Source organism: Streptomyces sp. NPDC048590 (assembly GCF_043199535.1).
Lineage (GTDB): Bacteria > Actinomycetota > Actinomycetes > Streptomycetales > Streptomycetaceae > Streptomyces.
In genome coordinates, this window is sequence record NZ_JBICWC010000001.1 from 686,254 (window position 1) to 704,237 (window position 17,984).

General features: G+C 73.3%; 17 protein-coding genes. 1 reads left to right on the forward strand and 16 read right to left on the reverse strand.

Translation table 11 applies throughout. The features are described 5' to 3' along the window. Window positions 1–29: 29 nt before the first annotated feature. The 9 genes from ACGFNN_RS02875 to ACGFNN_RS02915 form a co-directional block, all read right to left on the reverse strand. Window positions 30–1,592 carry a dipeptide ABC transporter ATP-binding protein gene (locus tag ACGFNN_RS02875; RefSeq protein WP_393552181.1) on the reverse strand — a complete coding sequence of 521 codons (1,563 nt, stop codon included), beginning with the start codon at window positions 1,590–1,592 and terminating at the stop codon, window positions 30–32. Next, a complete protein-coding gene (locus ACGFNN_RS02880) occupies window positions 1,589–2,398 on the reverse strand; it encodes an ABC transporter permease (protein ID WP_393552183.1) in 810 nt (269 codons plus the stop codon). Before ACGFNN_RS02880 ends, ACGFNN_RS02875 begins: the two co-directional genes overlap by 4 nt. 37 nt (window positions 2,399–2,435) lie before the next feature. Next, entirely contained in the window at window positions 2,436–3,380 is a 945-nt protein-coding gene (locus ACGFNN_RS02885; protein WP_393552185.1) for an ABC transporter permease, read from the reverse strand. Next, a complete protein-coding gene (locus ACGFNN_RS02890; protein WP_393552186.1) occupies window positions 3,380–5,035 on the reverse strand; it encodes an ABC transporter substrate-binding protein in 1,656 nt (551 codons plus the stop codon). Before ACGFNN_RS02890 ends, ACGFNN_RS02885 begins: the two co-directional genes overlap by 1 nt. 66 nt (window positions 5,036–5,101) lie before the next feature. After that, entirely contained in the window at window positions 5,102–5,914 is an 813-nt protein-coding gene (locus tag ACGFNN_RS02895) for a class I SAM-dependent methyltransferase (RefSeq protein ID WP_393552188.1), read from the reverse strand. Between the two features lie 15 nt (window positions 5,915–5,929). Further along, window positions 5,930–7,396, reverse strand: coding sequence for a 4-hydroxyphenylacetate 3-hydroxylase family protein (locus ACGFNN_RS02900; protein WP_393552190.1), 1,467 nt, complete (start codon window positions 7,394–7,396; stop codon window positions 5,930–5,932). Beyond that, window positions 7,393–7,890, reverse strand: coding sequence for a flavin reductase family protein (locus ACGFNN_RS02905; RefSeq protein WP_393552191.1), 498 nt, complete (start codon window positions 7,888–7,890; stop codon window positions 7,393–7,395). The genes ACGFNN_RS02900 and ACGFNN_RS02905 overlap by 4 nt, the downstream gene beginning before the upstream one ends. Next, window positions 7,887–9,701 (reverse strand): asparagine synthase (glutamine-hydrolyzing), encoded by a 1,815-nt coding sequence (gene asnB, locus ACGFNN_RS02910; RefSeq protein WP_393552193.1) that lies wholly within the window; start codon window positions 9,699–9,701, stop codon window positions 7,887–7,889. Before asnB ends, ACGFNN_RS02905 begins: the two co-directional genes overlap by 4 nt. Beyond that, entirely contained in the window at window positions 9,689–10,321 is a 633-nt protein-coding gene (locus ACGFNN_RS02915; RefSeq protein WP_362673058.1) for a hypothetical protein, read from the reverse strand. Before ACGFNN_RS02915 ends, asnB begins: the two co-directional genes overlap by 13 nt. A 181-nt stretch (window positions 10,322–10,502) precedes the next feature. Here ACGFNN_RS02915 and ACGFNN_RS02920 point away from each other — a divergent pair, with 181 nt between their 5' ends. Next, the gene (locus ACGFNN_RS02920) at window positions 10,503–11,378 is read left to right on the forward strand and encodes an alpha/beta fold hydrolase (protein WP_393552195.1); all 876 of its coding nucleotides are present in this window, start codon (window positions 10,503–10,505) and stop codon (window positions 11,376–11,378) included. Here the strand turns inward: ACGFNN_RS02920 and ACGFNN_RS02925 are convergent. The 7 genes from ACGFNN_RS02925 to ACGFNN_RS02955 form a co-directional block, all read right to left on the reverse strand. Next, window positions 11,336–12,271 carry a helix-turn-helix domain-containing protein gene (locus ACGFNN_RS02925; protein WP_393552197.1) on the reverse strand — a complete coding sequence of 312 codons (936 nt, stop codon included), beginning with the start codon at window positions 12,269–12,271 and terminating at the stop codon, window positions 11,336–11,338. The two genes, ACGFNN_RS02920 and ACGFNN_RS02925, sit on opposite strands and share 43 nt — an antisense overlap. A 96-nt stretch (window positions 12,272–12,367) precedes the next feature. Beyond that, on the reverse strand, window positions 12,368–13,075 hold the full coding sequence (locus tag ACGFNN_RS02930; protein WP_393552198.1) for an alpha/beta hydrolase fold domain-containing protein: 708 nt from the start codon (window positions 13,073–13,075) through the stop codon (window positions 12,368–12,370). Continuing rightward, the gene (locus ACGFNN_RS02935; RefSeq protein WP_393552200.1) at window positions 13,072–14,061 is read right to left on the reverse strand and encodes an LLM class F420-dependent oxidoreductase; all 990 of its coding nucleotides are present in this window, start codon (window positions 14,059–14,061) and stop codon (window positions 13,072–13,074) included. Before ACGFNN_RS02935 ends, ACGFNN_RS02930 begins: the two co-directional genes overlap by 4 nt. Continuing rightward, window positions 14,058–15,248: an acyltransferase family protein gene (locus ACGFNN_RS02940; RefSeq protein WP_393552202.1), complete on the reverse strand. Its 1,191-nt coding sequence runs from the start codon at window positions 15,246–15,248 to the stop codon at window positions 14,058–14,060. The genes ACGFNN_RS02935 and ACGFNN_RS02940 overlap by 4 nt, the downstream gene beginning before the upstream one ends. Continuing rightward, the gene (locus ACGFNN_RS02945; RefSeq protein ID WP_393552204.1) at window positions 15,235–16,542 is read right to left on the reverse strand and encodes an MFS transporter; all 1,308 of its coding nucleotides are present in this window, start codon (window positions 16,540–16,542) and stop codon (window positions 15,235–15,237) included. Before ACGFNN_RS02945 ends, ACGFNN_RS02940 begins: the two co-directional genes overlap by 14 nt. A 77-nt stretch (window positions 16,543–16,619) precedes the next feature. Further along, window positions 16,620–17,672, reverse strand: coding sequence for a GDSL-type esterase/lipase family protein (locus ACGFNN_RS02950; protein WP_393552207.1), 1,053 nt, complete (start codon window positions 17,670–17,672; stop codon window positions 16,620–16,622). A gap of 118 nt (window positions 17,673–17,790) precedes the next feature. Next, window positions 17,791–17,973 carry a hypothetical protein gene (locus ACGFNN_RS02955; protein WP_393552210.1) on the reverse strand — a complete coding sequence of 61 codons (183 nt, stop codon included), beginning with the start codon at window positions 17,971–17,973 and terminating at the stop codon, window positions 17,791–17,793. Window positions 17,974–17,984 lie beyond the last annotated feature (11 nt).

A 17,984-nucleotide genomic window follows, 5' to 3' on the forward strand; every position in this document is an offset into this window, starting at 1 on the left:
GGCCCCGGCCGGCGCAGGTCCGGGCGGGGTCACGGTGCCGCCTCGTGCGCCGCCGCCACCGGCCCGGGCAGGTGCGGAACAGCGGCCAGCAGCGCCCTGGTGTAGGGGTGCCGGGGAGCGGACAGCACACTCGACGCCGCTCCTTCCTCCACCACCCGGGCGTCCTTCATCACCAGCACCCGGTCGCTGATCCGCCGGATCACCCCCAGGTCGTGGGAGATGAAGAGGATCGCGAGGCCCAGGCGTTCCCGCAGGTCCTCCAGCAGGCGGAGGATCTGGTCCTGGACGGAGGCGTCCAGGGCGGACACCGGTTCGTCGCAGACCAGGACGTCCGGCTCGGGAGCCAGGGCGCGCGCGATGGCGACGCGCTGACGCTGCCCGCCGGAGAGCTGGTGCGGGTAGCGGGTCAGGTGGCCGTCGTCCAGTCCCACCAGGCCGAGGAGTTCCCGCGCCCGCTCCTGCCGGCCGGGGTGCCGGGGCAGCGCCTCGGCGAGGACCCGGGCCACGGTGAAGCGCGGGTCGAGGGTGCCGTACGGGTTCTGGTGGACGAGCTGGACGCGGTGCCGCAGCGGCCGGCGGCGGCGCTCGGGGAGCTCCGACCAGGGACCGCCGCCCAGGGTCACCGTGCCGGAGTCCGGGGACAGCAGTCCCATGGCGATCCGGGCGACCGTGGACTTCCCGGAGCCGGACTCGCCGACCAGCCCCACCGTCTCCCCGGCGTGGAGGCTGAACGAGACCTCCTGGACGGCGGCGCGGGAGCCGTAGGCCCTGGAGACGGCCTTCACCTGGAGGAGCTGCCCGCCCACAGGTCCCGGCCGGCGGGGCGGCCGGACCGCCGACGCCTCAAGAAGCGTACGGGTGAAGGGGTGCCGGGGCGCCGACAGCAGACCTGCCGTCGCCCCGGTCTCCACGACCCGCCCGTCGCGCAACACCGCCGTCCGGTCCGCCACCCCGGCCACCACGCCGAGGTCGTGGCTGATGAGGAGCAGCCCCATGCCCTCCTCCCGCGCCCGGGCGAGCAGGTCCAGGATCTGGGCCTGCACGGTCACGTCCAGGGCGGTGGTGGGCTCGTCCGCGATCAGCAGCCGCGGCCTGGCCGCCAACGCCGATGCGATCAGCGCCCGTTGCCGCAGACCCCCGGACAACTCATGGGGATACTGGGCGGCTCGGGCCTCGGGTTCGGGGACACCGGCCTCACGCAGCAGCTCCACGACCCGTCCGCGTACCCGGTTTGGCTCGACGGTCCGGTGCAGTCGCAGGGACTCGGCCACCTCCGCGCCCACCCGGCGCAGCGGGTCCAGGGAGACCAGGGCGTCCTGCGCGACCAGTCCGACCGTGCCGCCGCGGACCGTACGCCAGTCCCGTTCCGCGAAGCCGGTGGCATCCCGGCCCGCGATACGCAGGGTGCGCGCGCCCACCCGGGAACCGGGTCCGGCCAGCCCCAGCAGGGCGCGGGCCGCGGTGGACTTGCCCGACCCCGACTCCCCGACCAGGGCCAGGCACTCACCGGGCTCCAGCGTGAACGACACGTCCCGCACGGCGTGCACGTCACCGAAGCGGACGTCGAGTCCTTCGACCGTCAGCAGGCTCATGACCGCTCCCTCCGGCTGCCCGGCAGCGAGCGCCCCAGAACGGTCACCGACAGCACCACCGACACGATCGCCAGCCCCGGGAACGTCGCCGTCCACCACGCGGTCGCGAGGAACTCCCGCCCGTCGGAGAGCATCGCCCCCCATTCCGCGGCGGGCGGCGCGGCGCCCAGCCCGAGAAAGCTGAGCGCCGAGCCGGAGATCACCGCCGTGCCCGTGCCGACCGTGGCCAGCACCAGGAGCGGCCCCGCGACGTTGGGCAGCACATGCCGCAGGACGATCACCGGCCGCCGCACCCCGAGGGCCGCGGCCGCCTCGACGTACCCCGAGCGCATCACGGCGAGGGCCTGCCCGCGGACCAGCCGGGCGTACGTCGGCACCGCGGCGATCCCGATGGCCACCAGCACATTGGCCGTGCCGGAGCCGACGACCGTCACCACCAGCAGTGCGAGGAGCAGCTCCGGGAAGGCCAGCAGCACGTCCTGGGCACGCATGAGCGGCTGGTCCCAGCGCTTTCCGCCCGCTGCGGCGAGCAGCCCCACCATCAGTCCGGCGGCCACCGCCAGCGCGGTCGCCCCGAGCCCGATGGCGAGCGAGAGCCGCGCTCCGTGCACCACCCGGGACAGGACGTCCCTGCCGAGCTCGTCGGTGCCGAACGGGTGTGGCCCACTGGGGGGCTGGAGCGCCACCAGGACATCCGTGGCATCGGGGCCGGCGGAGACGAGCAGCCCCGGGGCGGCGGCCGCCACCGCCCAGACGGCCAGCACCAGCCCGGCGGCGACCGGAGCGGGCCGGGCGATCGCGCTCATACGTCACCTCCGCCGGCCGGTCCTCCACGGACGGCACTCATACAGCGGCCCCTTCCACCCGCAGTCGCGGGTCGATCACCAGATACGCCAGATCCACCAGCAGGTTCACCACCACGAAGGCCGCCGCCGAGAGCAGCACCAGCGCCGTCACCACCGGCACGTCCTTCGAGGTCACGGCGGTCACCAGCACCCGCCCCAGGCCCGGCCTGGCGAACACCGTCTCCGTCAGCACCGCCCCGCCCAGCAGGCTGCCGACGATCCAGCCGGACAGCGTGGCCACCGGCAGGGCCGCGTGCCGGAGGGTGTGGCGGAGCAGCAGACGCCGCTCACCGGCCCCGCGCGCCCGCACGGTCAGCGCGAACGGCCTGCCGGACGCCTCGTCGAGTTCCTGGCGAACGACCCGGGCGAGCACGCCCCCGATGGGCAGGGCCAGGGTCAGTGCGGGCAGCAGCAGCGCGAGAGCTCCGTCGTCGCCCGCCGCGGGCAGCAGGCCGAACCGGTAGGACAGGAAGGTGAGGCCCAGGATGCCCAGCCAGTACGACGGCACGGACACCGCGAGCAGCTCGATGCCCGAGACGAGCGACCGTACGAACCGGCCGCGGCCGGCGCTCAGCACGGCCGCCGCGAACGCGACGAGCAGGGCGAACGCGGTCGCGGTGAGGGCCAGTTCCGCGGTCGGGGCGAGCTGTCCGTCCAGCACGCGGGTGACCGGCAGACCCAGCTGGTAGGAGTGGCCCAGGTCGCCGGTGGCCAGCTGTCCCATCTGGCGCAGGTACTGCACGATCAGCGGGTCGTCCAGGCCGTGGTCCTGCCGGATGCGTTCCCGTAGTTCGGGGGTGGCGGCGGTGCCCGGTCCGAGCAGGGTGTCGACCACGTCCCCGGGTACCAGGTGCAGGGCGGCGAAGGCCAGGGTGGCCGCGCCCCACAGCACGAACACCCCGGCCGCCGTCCTCCTGAGGGCGAGCCGGAGGGTGCCGGGCATCAGGCGTCCACCCAGGCGCCCTGGAACAACGGCCACGCCGACGCGTCGAAGGCCACGCCGTGGGCCCGCCGCCGCACACCGAGCTGCCGGGTGCCGACGAAGGCCGGCACGGTGTACGCCTGCTCGACGATCCGCTCCTGCACCTTGCCGTACAGCTCCGCGCGCCGGTCCGCGTCGGGGGTGGTGCCCGCCTCGTCGAGCCAGCCGTCGACCGTGGCGTCGCGCAGGCGCGAGCCGTTGGCCCCGCCGTCGGCCAGCTGACTCCCCGAGTGGAAGACGGTGCGCAGCAGATCGGGGTCGGAGCCTCCCCAGGCGAAGGCGATGATGTCGTAGTCGCCGCGGTCGCGGACGGGTGTGTAGCTGCCGGCGTCCAGAGGCTTGAGCTTCAGCTCGATCCCCGCCTTCTTCAGGGCGTCCTGGACGGCCGTGTCGAAGGTGCGCCGCTCCGGCCTGGTGAAGGCGGGCACGTAGAGCAGTGTCAGGGAGAACCGCTTGCCGTCCTTTACGCGGTAGCCGGCGGCGTCCCGGGCGCTCCAGCCGAGTCCGTCCAGCAGTTCGGCCGCCTTGTCCGGGTCGTGGCCCCAGCTGTCCTCGGTGGACTTCGCGTACGAGGGGGTCGACGGCGACAGGGGCCCCCAGGCCCGCCGGTACTGCCCGGCGAACACCGCCCGGGTGATCGCCCCGGTGTCCACGGCCGCCCGTACGGCCAGCCGGGCGTCGAGCTGGTCGAGGGGCGCCCGGTCGGTGTTGAGGAAGTACTGGTAGACGACGCCCGGCGAGTCATGGCTCAGGACGCCGAGCCCCTGCTGCTTCTTCAGGGCGGCGATCCGGTTGGCGGGCAGGAAGTCGGCGACATCGGTCCGGCCGGAGGTGACCGAGCCGACGCGGGTGGCGTTCTCCGGCAGGAAGGTGACCACCAGCTGCTTCAGATGGGCGGGGCCCTGGTTCTTCGCGGAGTCCGGCGCCCAGCCGTAGGCCGCGTTCCGGGTGAACACCAGCTTCTGGCCCTTGACCCGGGAGGTGAAGGTGAAGGGACCGGTGCCCACGCTGTGGCGGCCGCCCGCTCCGAGCTCACCCGGATGTTCCCGCAGCGCCCTGGGGGAGTGGAAGCCGAGGTAGGTGGTGGACAGGGCGTGCAGGAAGGAGGCGTACGGCTTCTTCAGGTGCACGGTGAGGCTGTGGCTGCCGGTGACCTCCGTGCGGTCGTACGGGCCGATGAGCGTCGCCGCGTACTGCGACTTCGTCGCCGGGGCCACCACGTGCTCGAAGTTGGCCTTCACCGCCTCGGCGTCGAAGGGCGTGCCGTCGGTGAAGGCCACGTCCTCACGCAGGAGGAAGGTGTAGGCCCTGCCGTCCTGCGACACCTTCCACTCCTTCGCCAGCCACGGCTCGAAGGTGCCGTCGGGCCGCTGGGACACCAGCGAGTCGAAGACGTTGCGCAGCAGGACCCCCACGATGTCCGCCGGGCTGACGTGCGGGTCGTAGACGTCGGGTTCGACGTCGGTGGAGAAGGTGAGGGTGCCGCCGTCACGCGGTGTGCCCCCGTCGAGTGGTGCGCCGCCGGAGGAGGCGCCGGGGGCCGTGGAGCAGGCGGCCAGTCCGGCGGCGGCCAGGGAGCCGGCGGACAGCATCAGGAAGGACCGGCGGGTGGGCACGGGGTGTCTCCGTTCTCGGGGCATGTCAGGGGTGCGTCCAGGTCGTGTCGGTGCGGTGCGGGGAGGTCATGCCGGTGAGGTGGCACGCCAGGCGCGCACGGTGATGCCGTAGACCTCGCCGTGCTCGGCCGTACGGCGGGCGGCTGCCCGGCCGACCTCCGTGAAGAAGTCCTCCTGACGGCCGTCGGGGACGAGCCGGCTGAAGTAGGTTCCGAAGGTCGAGGCGTGGAAGTCCCGGTACTGTCCGGCGGACCGGGCGCGCACCGGGACATGCCGTTCCTCGACCGCCGCGACGGTGAAGTGGCGTGCCAGCAGCGCGCGGACCGTCGGGGCCGGCCGGGCGCGGACACCCATCGGGACGATGCCGGTGAGGCTGTCGTCGTATCCGAGGGCCACGAGCGCCTCGCGGGCGACGAGGTCCTCGGCGCCGTACCCCTGGGCGTCCGTGACGGGGTGATGGGTCGTCAGTACGAAGGTGCCGCCGGGGGCCAGATGGGCGGAGGTCCAGGCGAAGGCGCGGTTCTCGTCGGGGTGCAGCCAGTGCAGCACCGACGTCATGAACACCGCGTCGAACCGGTCGTCCAGGGGCGGGAGTTCGAGCAGGTCCGCGGTGAGCAGCTCGGCGCGCCCGGCGAGACGGCCGCCCGCCCTCCGTACCCGGCCGGCGTTGCCGTCGATGCCGACCGTACGCACGACGCCCGGCCATCGGGACAGGGCGGCGTCGAGCAGGGCGCCGGTCCCGCAGCCCAGGTCGGCCACCGTGGAAGGGGCCCGCGGCACCTGGTCGAGCACCCACTCGTGGTCCTGGGCCTGACGTATCCGGCTGACGTCGTCGTAGCCGGAGAGTGTGCGGGCGCGGGTGAGGATGTCCTCGGTCATCAAAATCCCTCCGGGTCAGAGCGGCTGGGAGATCAGGTCGGTGATGCGCGCCCGGACCTCCGTCTGGTCGTGGCGTCGCAGCAGGTTGATGCGGTTGCGGGCGAGGTCGCCGCGGTGGACGTGCTCGTAGAGGTCCTGGCGCTGTCCGTAGCTGTCCGCGGTCAGTTCCCAGGCCAGCCGGAAGAGGCGGGACTTGTGGTCGGCGTCGATGTCCTTGCCGCGCATGTACCGCTCCAGGAGCGGTCCGAGCTCGGGGGAGCGCAGGTCCTTCTCGGTGGGCTGCATGAGGATCCCGGACTGCCCGACGCCACGCACGATTTCCACCGCCCGGCCGGAGACCTGGGCCGCCCACACGGCCGCCGCCGGGGTCGGGCCCGGTGCGTGCAACCCGCCGTCCGTGGTGTGGGCGGTCGCCTCACCGGCCGCGAGGAAGTAGTCCAGAAGCTCCGCGTAACCGGCGAGCTCGCCCAGGTCCTCCTGGATGTTGCGGAACCCGTCCACGCCGATCGCCTCGGCCGTCAGGGTGCCCACCGCGAGCAGGGCGCGCAGCCTCTCCCGGTAGCGGACCTGCCCGATGTACTGGCTCCAGGCGTTGATGCGGGTCAGCCCCTCGCGGGCGAGCGCCCCGTCGCGCAGCAGGAAGACCCTGTCCCACGGCACCCGCACGTCGTCGAAGAAGAGCATCGCGTCCTGCTCGTCGAACCGGGACGCCAGCGGATGGGCGTGCCCGTGCGGGGCCCCGCCGAACGGCTCCCGGCACAGGATCCTCAGCCCCGGGGCGTTCAGCGGCAGCGCGAACCACACCACGAACTCCTCGCCGCCGCGCTGCGCGAACGAGGCCGACAGATACACCAGCACCTCGTGCGCGAACGGAGCGAGCGTGGTGAGCTGCTTCGCACCGCGTACGACGATGCCGTCGTCGTCCTCGCGCAGGACCCGCAGCGCGTGGTCGGGGTGATCGACGGGGCTCGCCGAGCGGTCGATCTGAGGGTCGCCGAGGGCATGGGTGAGGAGCAGGTCGCGGGAGGCCGCGTACCGGTGGTAGGCGGCGGCGTTCGCGCCGAAGCCCGGCCGGTTCGTCTCCAGCCGGTGCCGGAAGTCGAACAGGCCGACCGCGATCGACGCCATGAACGCCGGCGAACGGCCGTGCTGGCCCAGCGACTCCCGCAGCCACACCTCGGCGGATGCCCGCGCGGCCCGCAACTCCCCGGCCGTGCGCGGCGGGTGATAACCGCGGCCGATGCGCAGCCCGGTGTCGGGCTGACGCACGGTCAGCACCTCGCGGTGCTCGGGCCTGTGCTGGAGGTCGAGCAGCCTGGCCAGCTCGGCCACCGGTGCGGCGAACGCCGGGTGTTCGGCGACGTTGCCGATCTCCTCGCCGTCGAGCCACACGCTGCGCCCGTCGTCGAGGCTCTTGCGGTAGCGGTCGCCGTCCAGGGCGCCGAGGGGTGCGACGGACGAGGCGAGTGACAGGGTGGTCATGAGCGGAGCTCCTGTTCCTGGGAGAGGGCGTGGTACGCGCCGCCCTGGTGCACGAGAGGCCGGCCCCCGCCGGCGCGCACGGCGACGACCCGGCCGAGGATCAGCGCGTGGTCGCCGCCCCGTACGACACCGGTGACCCGGCAGTCGAACCAGCTCAGGCAGTCGCCGAGGACGGGAGCGCCGGTGCCCTCCCGGGACAGCGCGACTGGCGCCGGAAGCGCACGGCGGTCCGAGGGCGTGGCGAAGTACTCCGCGACCCGACGCTGGTCGTGCCGCAGCACGTTCACCGACAGCACCCCCGAGGCCCGGGTCGCCCACACCATCGGGCTGTCCTTGCCGATGGCCACCCCGATCAGCAGCGGGTCCAGCGACAGCGAGGTGAAGGCGGAGACGGTCTTGGCGTGGAATCCGCCGCGGTAGCGGGTGGCGACCACGGTCACCCCGGTCGGAAAGGTCCGGGCGGCGGCCAGGTAGTCCTGCGTGGACACGGTCACCGGATGCTCACCCCGTAGGTGTCGAGCCAGCTGTCCAGCGCCAGCAGGTGGTCCAGCCCCCCGGTGGGGTGCGGCGCGGCGCGAGGCCCGGGCAGCACGGTCCCCTCGGCGAGGTGCCGGCGGACCTTCTCCCGGTCCACGAGGTCGAAGACCGGCCTGTCCTGCCGTACGAGCTCCTCGGCCCGCCGCCGCAGGGCCGCCGCGTAGCCGGGCGCCGAGCTCGCCGGATACCCGCTCTTGGGGCGGTGCAGCACCCGTGGCGGCAGCAGGTCGCCGACCGCCCGCCGCAGCAGCCCCTTCGGTTCGCCGCCCGCGTTCTTGAACGCCCACGGCACGTTCCACAGGTACTCGACGAGCCGGTGGTCGGCGAACGGCACCCGGACCTCCAGGCTCGCCGCCATGCTCATCCGGTCCTTGCGGTCCAGCAGTGCGGGGAGCCAGCGGGTCAGCGCCAGGTGCGAGATCTGCCGGGCCCGCCGGTCCTCCTCCGACTCCCCGCTCAGGTGCGGTACTTCGGCCAGCGCCTCGCTCAGCCGCTGCGCCGCGTACTCCTCGGGACGCACGGTCGCCGCGACCTCGGGACGGAGCAGGCTCGCCGGGGACGTCCTGCCCCGCAGCCACGGGAAGGCGTCCGGCGGGCCGTCGTCCTGGAAGTAGGGGTAGCCGCCGAAGACCTCGTCGGCGACCTCCCCGGACAACGCGACGGTGACGTGGCGTCGTACGCCCTGGAAGAGCAGGTGCAGCGAGACGTCGGGTTCGCCCCAGCCCGGCCGGTCCCGTGCCGTAAGGCCGGTGTCGCGGTGCGCGAGCAGTTCCTCCCCGGGGACCGTGACCGAGGTGTGCGCGGTTCCGAGGGCGTCGACCAGCTCCCGGATGTACGGGGCGTCCGCGTCGCGGTTCCAGTCGCCGAGCCGCTCGGGCTGCTCGCCGGGCGGGAAGTCCACCGAGAAGGTGGCGGCCTTGTCCGGTGAGCCGGCCGCCGCCAGTGCGGTCAGCGTGCTGGAGTCCAGGCCGCCCGACAGCAGGAGCCCGAGCGGGACGTCGCTGACCAGCTGACGGCGCACGATGTCGGTCAGCAGTTCCCGCACATGACCGGCGGTCGCGTCGAGGGAGTCACCGTGGGGGCGCGACTCCAGCGCCCAGTAGCGGCGTTCACGCACACCGCCGCGGCCGAACCGGACGGTGTGCCCCGGCCGTACGGTCCGCAGCCCCCGGAACACGGTCAGCCCCGGGGTCGGCGCGGACGGGAGCACGAACAGTTCGGCCAGCCCCTCCGCGTCGGCCTCGGCCCGGAAGAGCGGGTTCGCCAGAACGGCCTTCGGCTCGGAGCCGAAGAGCAGCCGCTCGCCCTGGACCGTCCAGTACAGCGGCTTCACGCCCAGCCGGTCGCGTACCAGCAGGAGTTCCTGCCGCACGACGTCCCACACGGCGTAGGCGAACATCCCGTTGAGCCTGGTGACCGCCTCCTCGCCCCACTCCATGTGGGCCCTCAGGACCACCTCGGTGTCCGAGCGGGTGCGGAACGCGTGTCCCAGTGACCGGAGTTCGGAGCGCAGCTCGGGGAAGTTGTAGACCTCCCCGCTGTAACTGACGACCACGTGCCGGTGGCCCTCGCGGATCTCCATGGGCTGCGCGCCGCCCGCTACGTCGATCACCGCGAGCCGGCGATGGCCGAGCGCCGCGTTCTCGGAGAGCCACACCGCGCCGGCGTCCGGCCCGCGCAGGACCAGGCTGTCGGTCATCGCGCGTACGGTCGCCTCCTCGGCCCGCAGATCGTGGCCGAAGTCGATCCAGCCCGCTATGCCGCACATTCCGCCTCCCAGTGGCAGCCGTGTCCCTCGGGGCCCTCGGTCAGTTCGTGACGGGGCCTGAAGCCCTTGGCGGCGACGTTGGCGCCCATGGCGTGCACGCAGTACTCGCAGGGGGAGTCGAGGGTGAGACCCACCCCGCGGGCCCGGGCCCGCTCCCGGTAGTCCCAGATCGCGCAGTGCGTGATCCGCAGGGCAGCCCGGTCGGCGCCGTCCTCGGTGACCTCGTAGCGCGATCCGTACAGCTCGGCCTGGCGGGCGATCCGCAGTACCGGGTCCAGGGCGCCGCGCCCGTGATCGGGCTCCACATGGCGGTGCACCTCGCCGCCGGCCCGTGCCCAGGCGGCGAGTTCACCGTGGCCGTAGCGGGAGACGAGGAAGCGTTCCATCAGCGCCTGGGCCCGGAAGAACACCCGCTGCCACTCCTCGGGGGCGGCGGCACCGGACGGCCCTGGCAGCCCTTCGTAGATCTCCGCACGTACGGCGATCCAGTCGTCGATGTCATGCCCGCCGCGCGTCTCGGTGAGGTACCGGGTCAGGCCGGCCTCCGCCTCGAAGAGGCGCTGCCGCCACAGTGCGGCGCGCTCCGCCGGGCTCATGTCCGTCGAGTACTTCTGCTTCATGAGCAGCTCTTTCGGCCGGGAAGGAAACCGTTGGATTCGAAATTCCTTGCGCAGCCTAGGAATGTGTTTTCGGTCGCGTCAATGGGACTCGAATAGGCGGTGCACGGGGCATCCTGTGAGTTCTTGTAACAGCATCCGCAGTGGAATTCCTGGATTCCTCCGGGCGAATTAACCTCGCCGCATGGGGATGTTCGAGGGGTTCCGTACGCTGACCGTCGAGACGGACGGCGTGCCCGTGCACGTCCGCACCGCGGGGGACGGCCCGCCGCTGCTGCTCCTGCACGGCTTCCCGCAGACCCACGCGATGTGGCACGCCGTCGCACCCCGGCTCGCCGAGGAGTTCACCGTGGTCGCGACCGATCTGCGCGGCTACGGCGCGAGCGGGCGTCCGGCCACGACCGGCGACCACAGCCCTTACAGCAAGCGCGCCATGGCCGCCGAACAGGTGCGTGTCATGCGGCGGCTCGGGCACGACCGGTTCCATGTCGCCGGCCACGACCGCGGTGCGCGCTGCGCCTACCGGATGGCGCTGGACCATCCCGGGAGCGTGGCCCGCCTGGCCGTCCTGGACGTCGTGCCCACGGCGGACGCACTGGCAGCCGTCGACGCCCCCACGGCCCGGCAGCTGTGGCGCTGGTTCCTGCTGGCTCAGCCGCATCCGGTGCCGGAGACGATGATCGCCGCCGATCCGGAGGCCTTCTACTTCGGTTCGACGGCCGGTCTCTTCGTGCCCGAGGCACTCGACGCCTACCGGGCGGCGGTGGGCGATCCGGCCGTCCGGCACACCATGTGCGAGGACTACCGGGCCATGTTCGGGCCCGACCTGGACCACGACCTGGAGGACCGGCGGGCCGGCCGCCGCATCACCGCCCCGGTCCTCGCGCTGTGGGGCAGGCGCTCGCACACCGAACGCCGCCACGACGTGCTCGAGGTGTGGCGGCGCTGGGCGGACGACGTACGCGGGCAGGGCCTGGACTGCGGGCACTTCCTCCCCGAGGAGGCGCCCGGGCGGACCTACGCGGAACTGCGGGCGTTCTTCAGCAGCGGTTCCCCGTGAGCGTGGATGCGGACCACCTCGGCGGTGCGCCCGTGGTGCTCACGGACCAGCCGGGCCACCAGGTCGTGGCCGGCCGGGTTCACCGGGGCCTGCACCAGCATCAGCGCCTCCGGATCATCCACCGGCCGGAAAGCCGTGTACCGCAGCTGCAGTTCGCCGTGGCAGGGCAGCAGCACATCGACCTGCCGGGCCGTCAGATCGCCCACGCCCTGGCACTCCCACCACCCCGAGAGCTCCGGGAAGTCGTCGCGCAGGATGCGGTAGATCTCCCGGGTCCGGACGTCCGCCGTGGCGAGCCGCGCCGTCTGCCCGCGGAACTGGGCGAGCACGGCCCGGCCGAGCGGCTCCCAGTCGGCCAGCGTGGTGCGGATCGCCGGATCGCCCGCCACGCACCACATCAGATTGCGGCGCTCGCGGGGGATCTCCGCCGGGTCCGACCAGAGCGCGGCGTACGCCGTGTTCCAGGCGGTGATGTCGAAACGGGCGTCCAGCAGGACGGCGGGCGAGGTCGCCAGGGAGTCCAGCAGCGCCCGGGTGTGCGCGGCCACCTCGTCGTGCCCGGTGGCATGGGCCGTGGGCGGCAACAGGCCCGACAGGGAGAGGACATGCCGGTACGACACGGCGTCCAGGCCCAGTGTCCTGGCCACCGCCTCCAGTACCTTCCGGGACGGGATGACCCGGCCCTGCTCCAGCCAGGTGTACCAGGCGAGCCCCACCCCGGAGAGCGCGGCGACCTCCTCGCGTCTCAGTCCCGGGGTGCGGCGCCGGCCGGTCTCGGGCAGCCCCATGTCGCGCGGGCTGCGGCGTTCGCGGTGGGCTCGGAGAAAGGCTCCTAATTCCTTGGCGTTGACCGTTTCACGGACGCTCTCCTCGAATTCGTTGTCCGAATGCACCGTCGTTTCCCCCTCCGTCGTCCGGCATTCGACAAGATCGGGTCACAGCATATCCGCGTTTCGAAGGGCCCTGTCCGCTTCCGCCCCACTTGTCCTTCAGTCGAGGTATTCCCTTAAGAAAGCTGCAACACTGTCGGCGGCCCGCACCGCCTCCGGCAGCCGGTCCACGAACAGCTGCCAGCAGTGCGTCGTGCCCTCCCACAGCTCCACCCGGCACCTGCCGCCGCTCGCCTCCATCCGCTCCCCGAACCGCACCGCGTCGTCGGCCAGTACCTCCTCGCGACTCGACTGCACCAGCACCGGCGGCAGCGCCGCCAGCGCCGGGGCCGGGGCGAACAGCGGTGAGGCGGTGGGGGTTCGCGGATCGGCGCCGGCCAGGTAGAGGCCGGCGGAATGCCTGAGCGCCTCCCTCCCGAGCACCGGATCGGTCGCGGCGCACCGGGTGTACGACTCCGCCTCGACGGTCAGGTCGAGCCACGGCGAGAGGACCGCGGCGGCCGCCGGCATCGGAAGTCCCTCACGGTGCGCGGCCAGCAGCACCGCCAGTGCGAGACCTCCGCCCGCCGACTCGCCCACCAGGGCCACCCGCTCGGGCGCGGTGCCCGCGCGCAGCACCGCCTCGTAGGCGGCGAGACCGTCCTCGACGGCGGCGGGGTGAGGATGCTCCGGTGCCAGGCGGTACGAGGGCGCGACGACGGCGGCGCCGGTCCGCCGGGCGAGGTGCCCGGCGAGCGGCCGGCTCACCTCCGGTGAACCGGCCCGGTATCCGCCGCCGTGGAAGTGCAGCACGACCCGCCCGGTCACCCGTGGAGCTCCGCCAGCAGACCCGTCAGTGAATCGGGGGAACGGTGCAGTTCCGGAGTGTTCGCCACGTACAGCAGCACGGTCGTGACCCCGGGCCGCAGATACGCCCGGATCCGCTCCCGCACGGCGGCCGGGTCCCCGTGCAGCCAGAGGGCGTCCACCAGTTCGTCGGGGAGCGCGGCGGCGGCGCCCGCACGGTCGCCCAGCGTATGACGCTCGTACGACTCCTTCAGCTGGTCCCCGCGGCCGAGCCACTCGTGGAAGGCGTGGTACGGCTTCTGGTTGAGGATCCAGCCGAGGAAGTTCCGGCCCGCCCGCCTGGCGTGGGAGGCGTCGCGCGTCGGGCAGACGAAGAGTTTCACCACCGTCTCCTTGCCCGGGCGCGGTCCGCCGCCCGCGGCGATCACCCGCGGTACGTCCTCGGCGGTCAGCAGGTTGAGCACCGCCCCGTCACCGTGGTCGTACGCGACACCGAGCATCTTCGGCCGCAAGGCTCCCACCAGCACCTTCGGCTGCCTCTCGGGGACGAATCCGAGGTGGAAGCCGGGCGCGGAGAGCGTGTCGTAGTCGTCGCCCACCGGGTGCCCCGCGAGGGCCCGCTTCAGGAAGCGGACGGTGTCCCGGACCCGCGCCAGCGGCCGTTCGTGGGCACCGCCGTTGAGCGCGGTGGTGTGCGCGGGGACCGAGGCACCGACCCCCAGGAGGACGTCACCGGTGGTGAGTTCGGCGAGGCCCGCCGCGGTCTGCGCCAGGATGCCGGGGCCGCGGGTGAACACGGGCACGACACCGGTGCCCAGGCGCAGCCGGGGCTGCCAGGCGGCTGCCGCGGCCAGCGGGGTGAAGGCGTCGACGCCGCCGCCCTCGCCGGTCCACACATCGGAGTAGCCCAGGTCGGGAAGGGCCTCGACGGTGGCCCGGTGCGCGATGAGCTCGCCGGCGGGCAGGGGGAGATTGACGCCCCAGCGGACGGGACCGTGACCGGTCATGGTGTTTCCGTTCTTTCGCGGGTCGCGGCGGACCGTGTACGCAGGCGCCGCGTGGGGAGTTCGACCAAGTGGTGGGTGAGGGCGGCGAGTGCGGTCGTGAGCACCACGGTCACCGGGAACAGGACCCAGAATTCCGCCGTTCCCGCCCGCTGTCCCGTGACCCGCAGCCAGCCCTCGACGACGACCATGTGCCACAGGAACAGCCCGTACGAGACCCGCCCCAGCCAGGCCGGGAGCGGCCTGCGCAGCACCGCCGCCGGGCCGTTGGCGCTGTCGGAGAGGGCGAGCGGTGCCACCAGCGCCACCGCGACAACCAGGTACAGCGCGTGCTCCCACAGCGCCTCGGTGACGGTCGGGTAGCGGGCCGTGGTCCCGGTCAGCGGCGTCGAGACCAGCGCGTAGGCGGCGAGTGCGACACCCCAGCACAGCCAAGGGCTCCGTACGAGCGCGGGCGGCCGCCGCTTCCCGGAGGCGACGACCGCGAGCGCGATCCCGGCCGCGAAGTAGCCGGCGTACTCGGGGAGCCACAGCTGGGCGAGCGGGTACGGCCCCGCCGACGCGGTGTGCGTGGCCACGACAGTCGCCAGGGTCACGGCCTCCACCACCGCGAGGACACCGAGGACCGCCCCAGTGCGGCCACGCCGCAGCAGCGGGTGGAGTCCCCACGCCAGCAAGGGGAGTACGGCGTAGAAGGACACCTCCGTGGCCAGGCTCCAGGTCTGCGGGATGCCGGTGGGTATCGGGTCGTGCTGATAGATGTGCAGCAGCAGGAAGGTGCGCAGGGCCGGCCACGCCTCGGTGAGCGTGTCCCGGCCGAACCACAGCAGGGCGGCCAGCGCGACCGCCCAGTACGCGGGAAGTATGCGCAGCGCCCGGTGCCACAGGTAGCGCGCCGTGGAGGGGCGGGGGAGCCCGGCACGGGCCGCGTTCGCCCAAGGGCGGTAGAGCAGCAGGCCGGACAGTACGAAGAAGATCGGAACCCCCACCGTGAAGCGGGAGATGACCGGCCCGAGCGGTCCGCCCTCCCCGACGCCCAGCCAGCTGGACGCCACCTGCCCGCTGTAGATGCCGACGTGCAGGGCGATCACCAGCAGCGCGGCGAAGGCGCGCAGACCGTCGAGGGCGGGTGCCCGCCGGCGGCCCGTGTCGGGTACGGACCGGTCCGGGGCTGCCTCAAGCGTGGTCATCGGCGGACACCTCCTTCCGGGAATCCCGGGACTCGCGGATCACGGGCTCGGGGGATTTCGGGGACACCTCGGCCGCCTGGGGCGGCCCGGACGTCCGCAGCCGCCCCACCAGCGGCACCGCGACCAGTCCGGCCACCAGCGCGAGCCCGCCGCCCACCACCGCCGTACCGGTGTCGGCGTGCGCGAAGGAGCCCGCCGCGGTGACGCCGACCGCCGTGCCGGCGTAGAGCGTCGCGCTGTTCCAGGAACTCGACGTCGCGCCGAGCTCCGGCCGGGCGCTGATCAGCAGGGTCTGGATCACCGTGCCGAAGGCGCCGCTCGCGAAGAACCAGACCAGTACCCCCGCGTAGACCACGGCCTGCGGGCTTCCCAGCGCGGCGAGCGCCGCCGCCGCGCCCAGCAGCAGCGCCCACACCGGGATCCACACCGCGTCCCCGGCGCCCCGCTCGCGGGCCCGGTCGCCGATGCGTCCGGCGGCCAGCGAACCGAGCGCGCTTCCCGCGCCGACCAGGATGCCGAGCAGCCCCAACGCGTCGACGGACAGCCCGAAACGGTCGTGCAGGGCGGTGCCCAGGAAGGTGTACGCGCCCAGGTTGGCGGCCTGGAGCAGGAACACGACGATCAGCGTGTGCCGCAGGACCCCGTCCCGCCACACCGAGAACACCGAGCCGAACCCCACGGAGGGGGCGTCGCTCCGGCTCCGCGCGCCCCGGATCTGGGTGAGCAGCAGCGGGACCGAGGCGACCGACAGCACGGTCAGGGCCCAGAACGAGGCACGCCAGCCGCCCCAACCGGCCAGGAAGCTGCCCGCCGGGACGCCGAGCACCTGACCGGCCGAGAACAGGGCCATCCCCAGGCCGACCGCCCGTCCGCGCACCGACTCGGGGGCCGTCTCGGCGATGTGCGCCCAGATCGACGGACCTGCCAGGGCCGCTCCCAGCGCCCCCGCCACCCGGGCGACCACCAGCACCGTGAGGTCCCCCGCGATCGCGGCCAGCGCGTTGCCGAGCAGGAACAGCACCGTCCCCGCGAGGATCGTCGGCCGCCGCCCGAAGCGGTCGGAGACCGCCCCGAGGAACGGTGCCGTGAGGGCGTACACCAGGGTGTACGCGGTGACGGTGACCGCCGCCGCGGCCTCCGTGACCCCGACGTCCCCGGCGATCGTCGGCAGCAGCGGGGAGACCAGGAAGGTCTCCGTACCGATCAGGAACAGGAGCAGGTACACACCCGTGTACGAGGACCAGGGCACCCTCGGGGCGCTCTTCGAGCTGCCGGGCGGAGCGGTTGCGGACACGGGGGGTTCCTCTCGGAGGTACGGGGGACCGACCAGGCGATCGTCGCGTCACGCCGCGAGGGCAACCAGTTCCCGGTTCATGCTGGTACTGGCACACACAGGCTGCGCCGCAGCGCCGCCAGGAACCGCTCCGCGAACACCGGGTGCCCCTCGGGGCCGGGGTGCAGCCGGTCCATCCCCTCGGGCTCCAGCAGCAGGTGGGCCTGGTCCGGCCCGAAGACCTCCAGGCCGTCGACGCAGTGGACGTTCGGATCACCGTGCGCGCGGAGCAACTCGACTGCCGCGCGGATCCGTTCGCGGCATTCCCTGACGGTCAGACCCGAGGGGCCGGGAACGTCCTCGCGGTCCGGCGCGATGATCGTCGACATCACGGCGAAGGGGGTGTCGGGATGTCCGTCGCGCACGGTGCGTACGAACCCGACGAGTGCGGCGGTGAGGGCGTCCGGGCCATGACTGCCCAGTGCCTGGATGTTGATACCGACGCAGGCGGTCAGGAGATCGGCGGGGAGGTCCCGCATCAGCCGCGCGGTCATCGGCTGGAGGCAGCAGGCCGCGCCGAGGGCGACCGAGGTCAGGTCGAGCGAGGCCCGCTCCGCGACGAGTGCGGGCCAGGCGCGGCTCGGTGAACTCGCCCCCCTTCCCTGGGATATGGAGCTTCCGTAGTGGACCCAGCGCGGCCGGCGCCGGTCGTCGCGGGTGACCGCCGCCCCCTCGTCGACCACCAGGGAACGCAGCCGGAACTGGTGGTACGTCGGCAGCCACAGCTCGACCAGCGCGGCCCGGCCCGGCAGTTCCACCTCGAAGGAGGCGTCACCGCCGTCCGCCCGCAGCAGCACGGAGCGGGTGCGCAGGCCGTCGAGGACCACGTCCAGGAACGGCTGCTCCTGGGGGCCGTTCAGCCGCGGCGCGGGGTCCGCCCGGTAGTGGCACGTCAGGGCCCGGCTGTCGGTCCGCAAGGCCACCCGGACACCGGCGGGCATCGCGGCCCGCCCGATCCCGCCCTCGGGCAGATGCAGCCGCGCCTCCTCGTGGGGCAGCCGCCAGGGGGCTGTCCCGTGCGGACCGTGCTGCAGGGAGACGGCTCCCCGGTAGCGCAGCACCGGATCGGACCCGGTCACGACACGGCCCATACCGCGAAGCCTCCTCCCGCGCGCCGCACGGCGCCCCGGCTCATCGTGGAGCGCGGCCGGGACCGTAACCAGTCGGTGCGGATGCTGTGAGCCGGAGTCACAGGCAGCCGACGAGGCCTCAGGGGCGGTACACGAGCTCCAGGAGGAAGGCCGCGATGAGCAGCCAGACGCCCGCACCGAGGAGCCACATGCTGCCGATGGCCGCTCCAGGGGCACCGAGGAGGACGGCCCCGCCACCGAGCGTCAGTGAGCGGCGGCGCATGACGCGGTCGGCGGGCATCCGCCCGTCAGGTCGGCGCATGAGGCAACCGT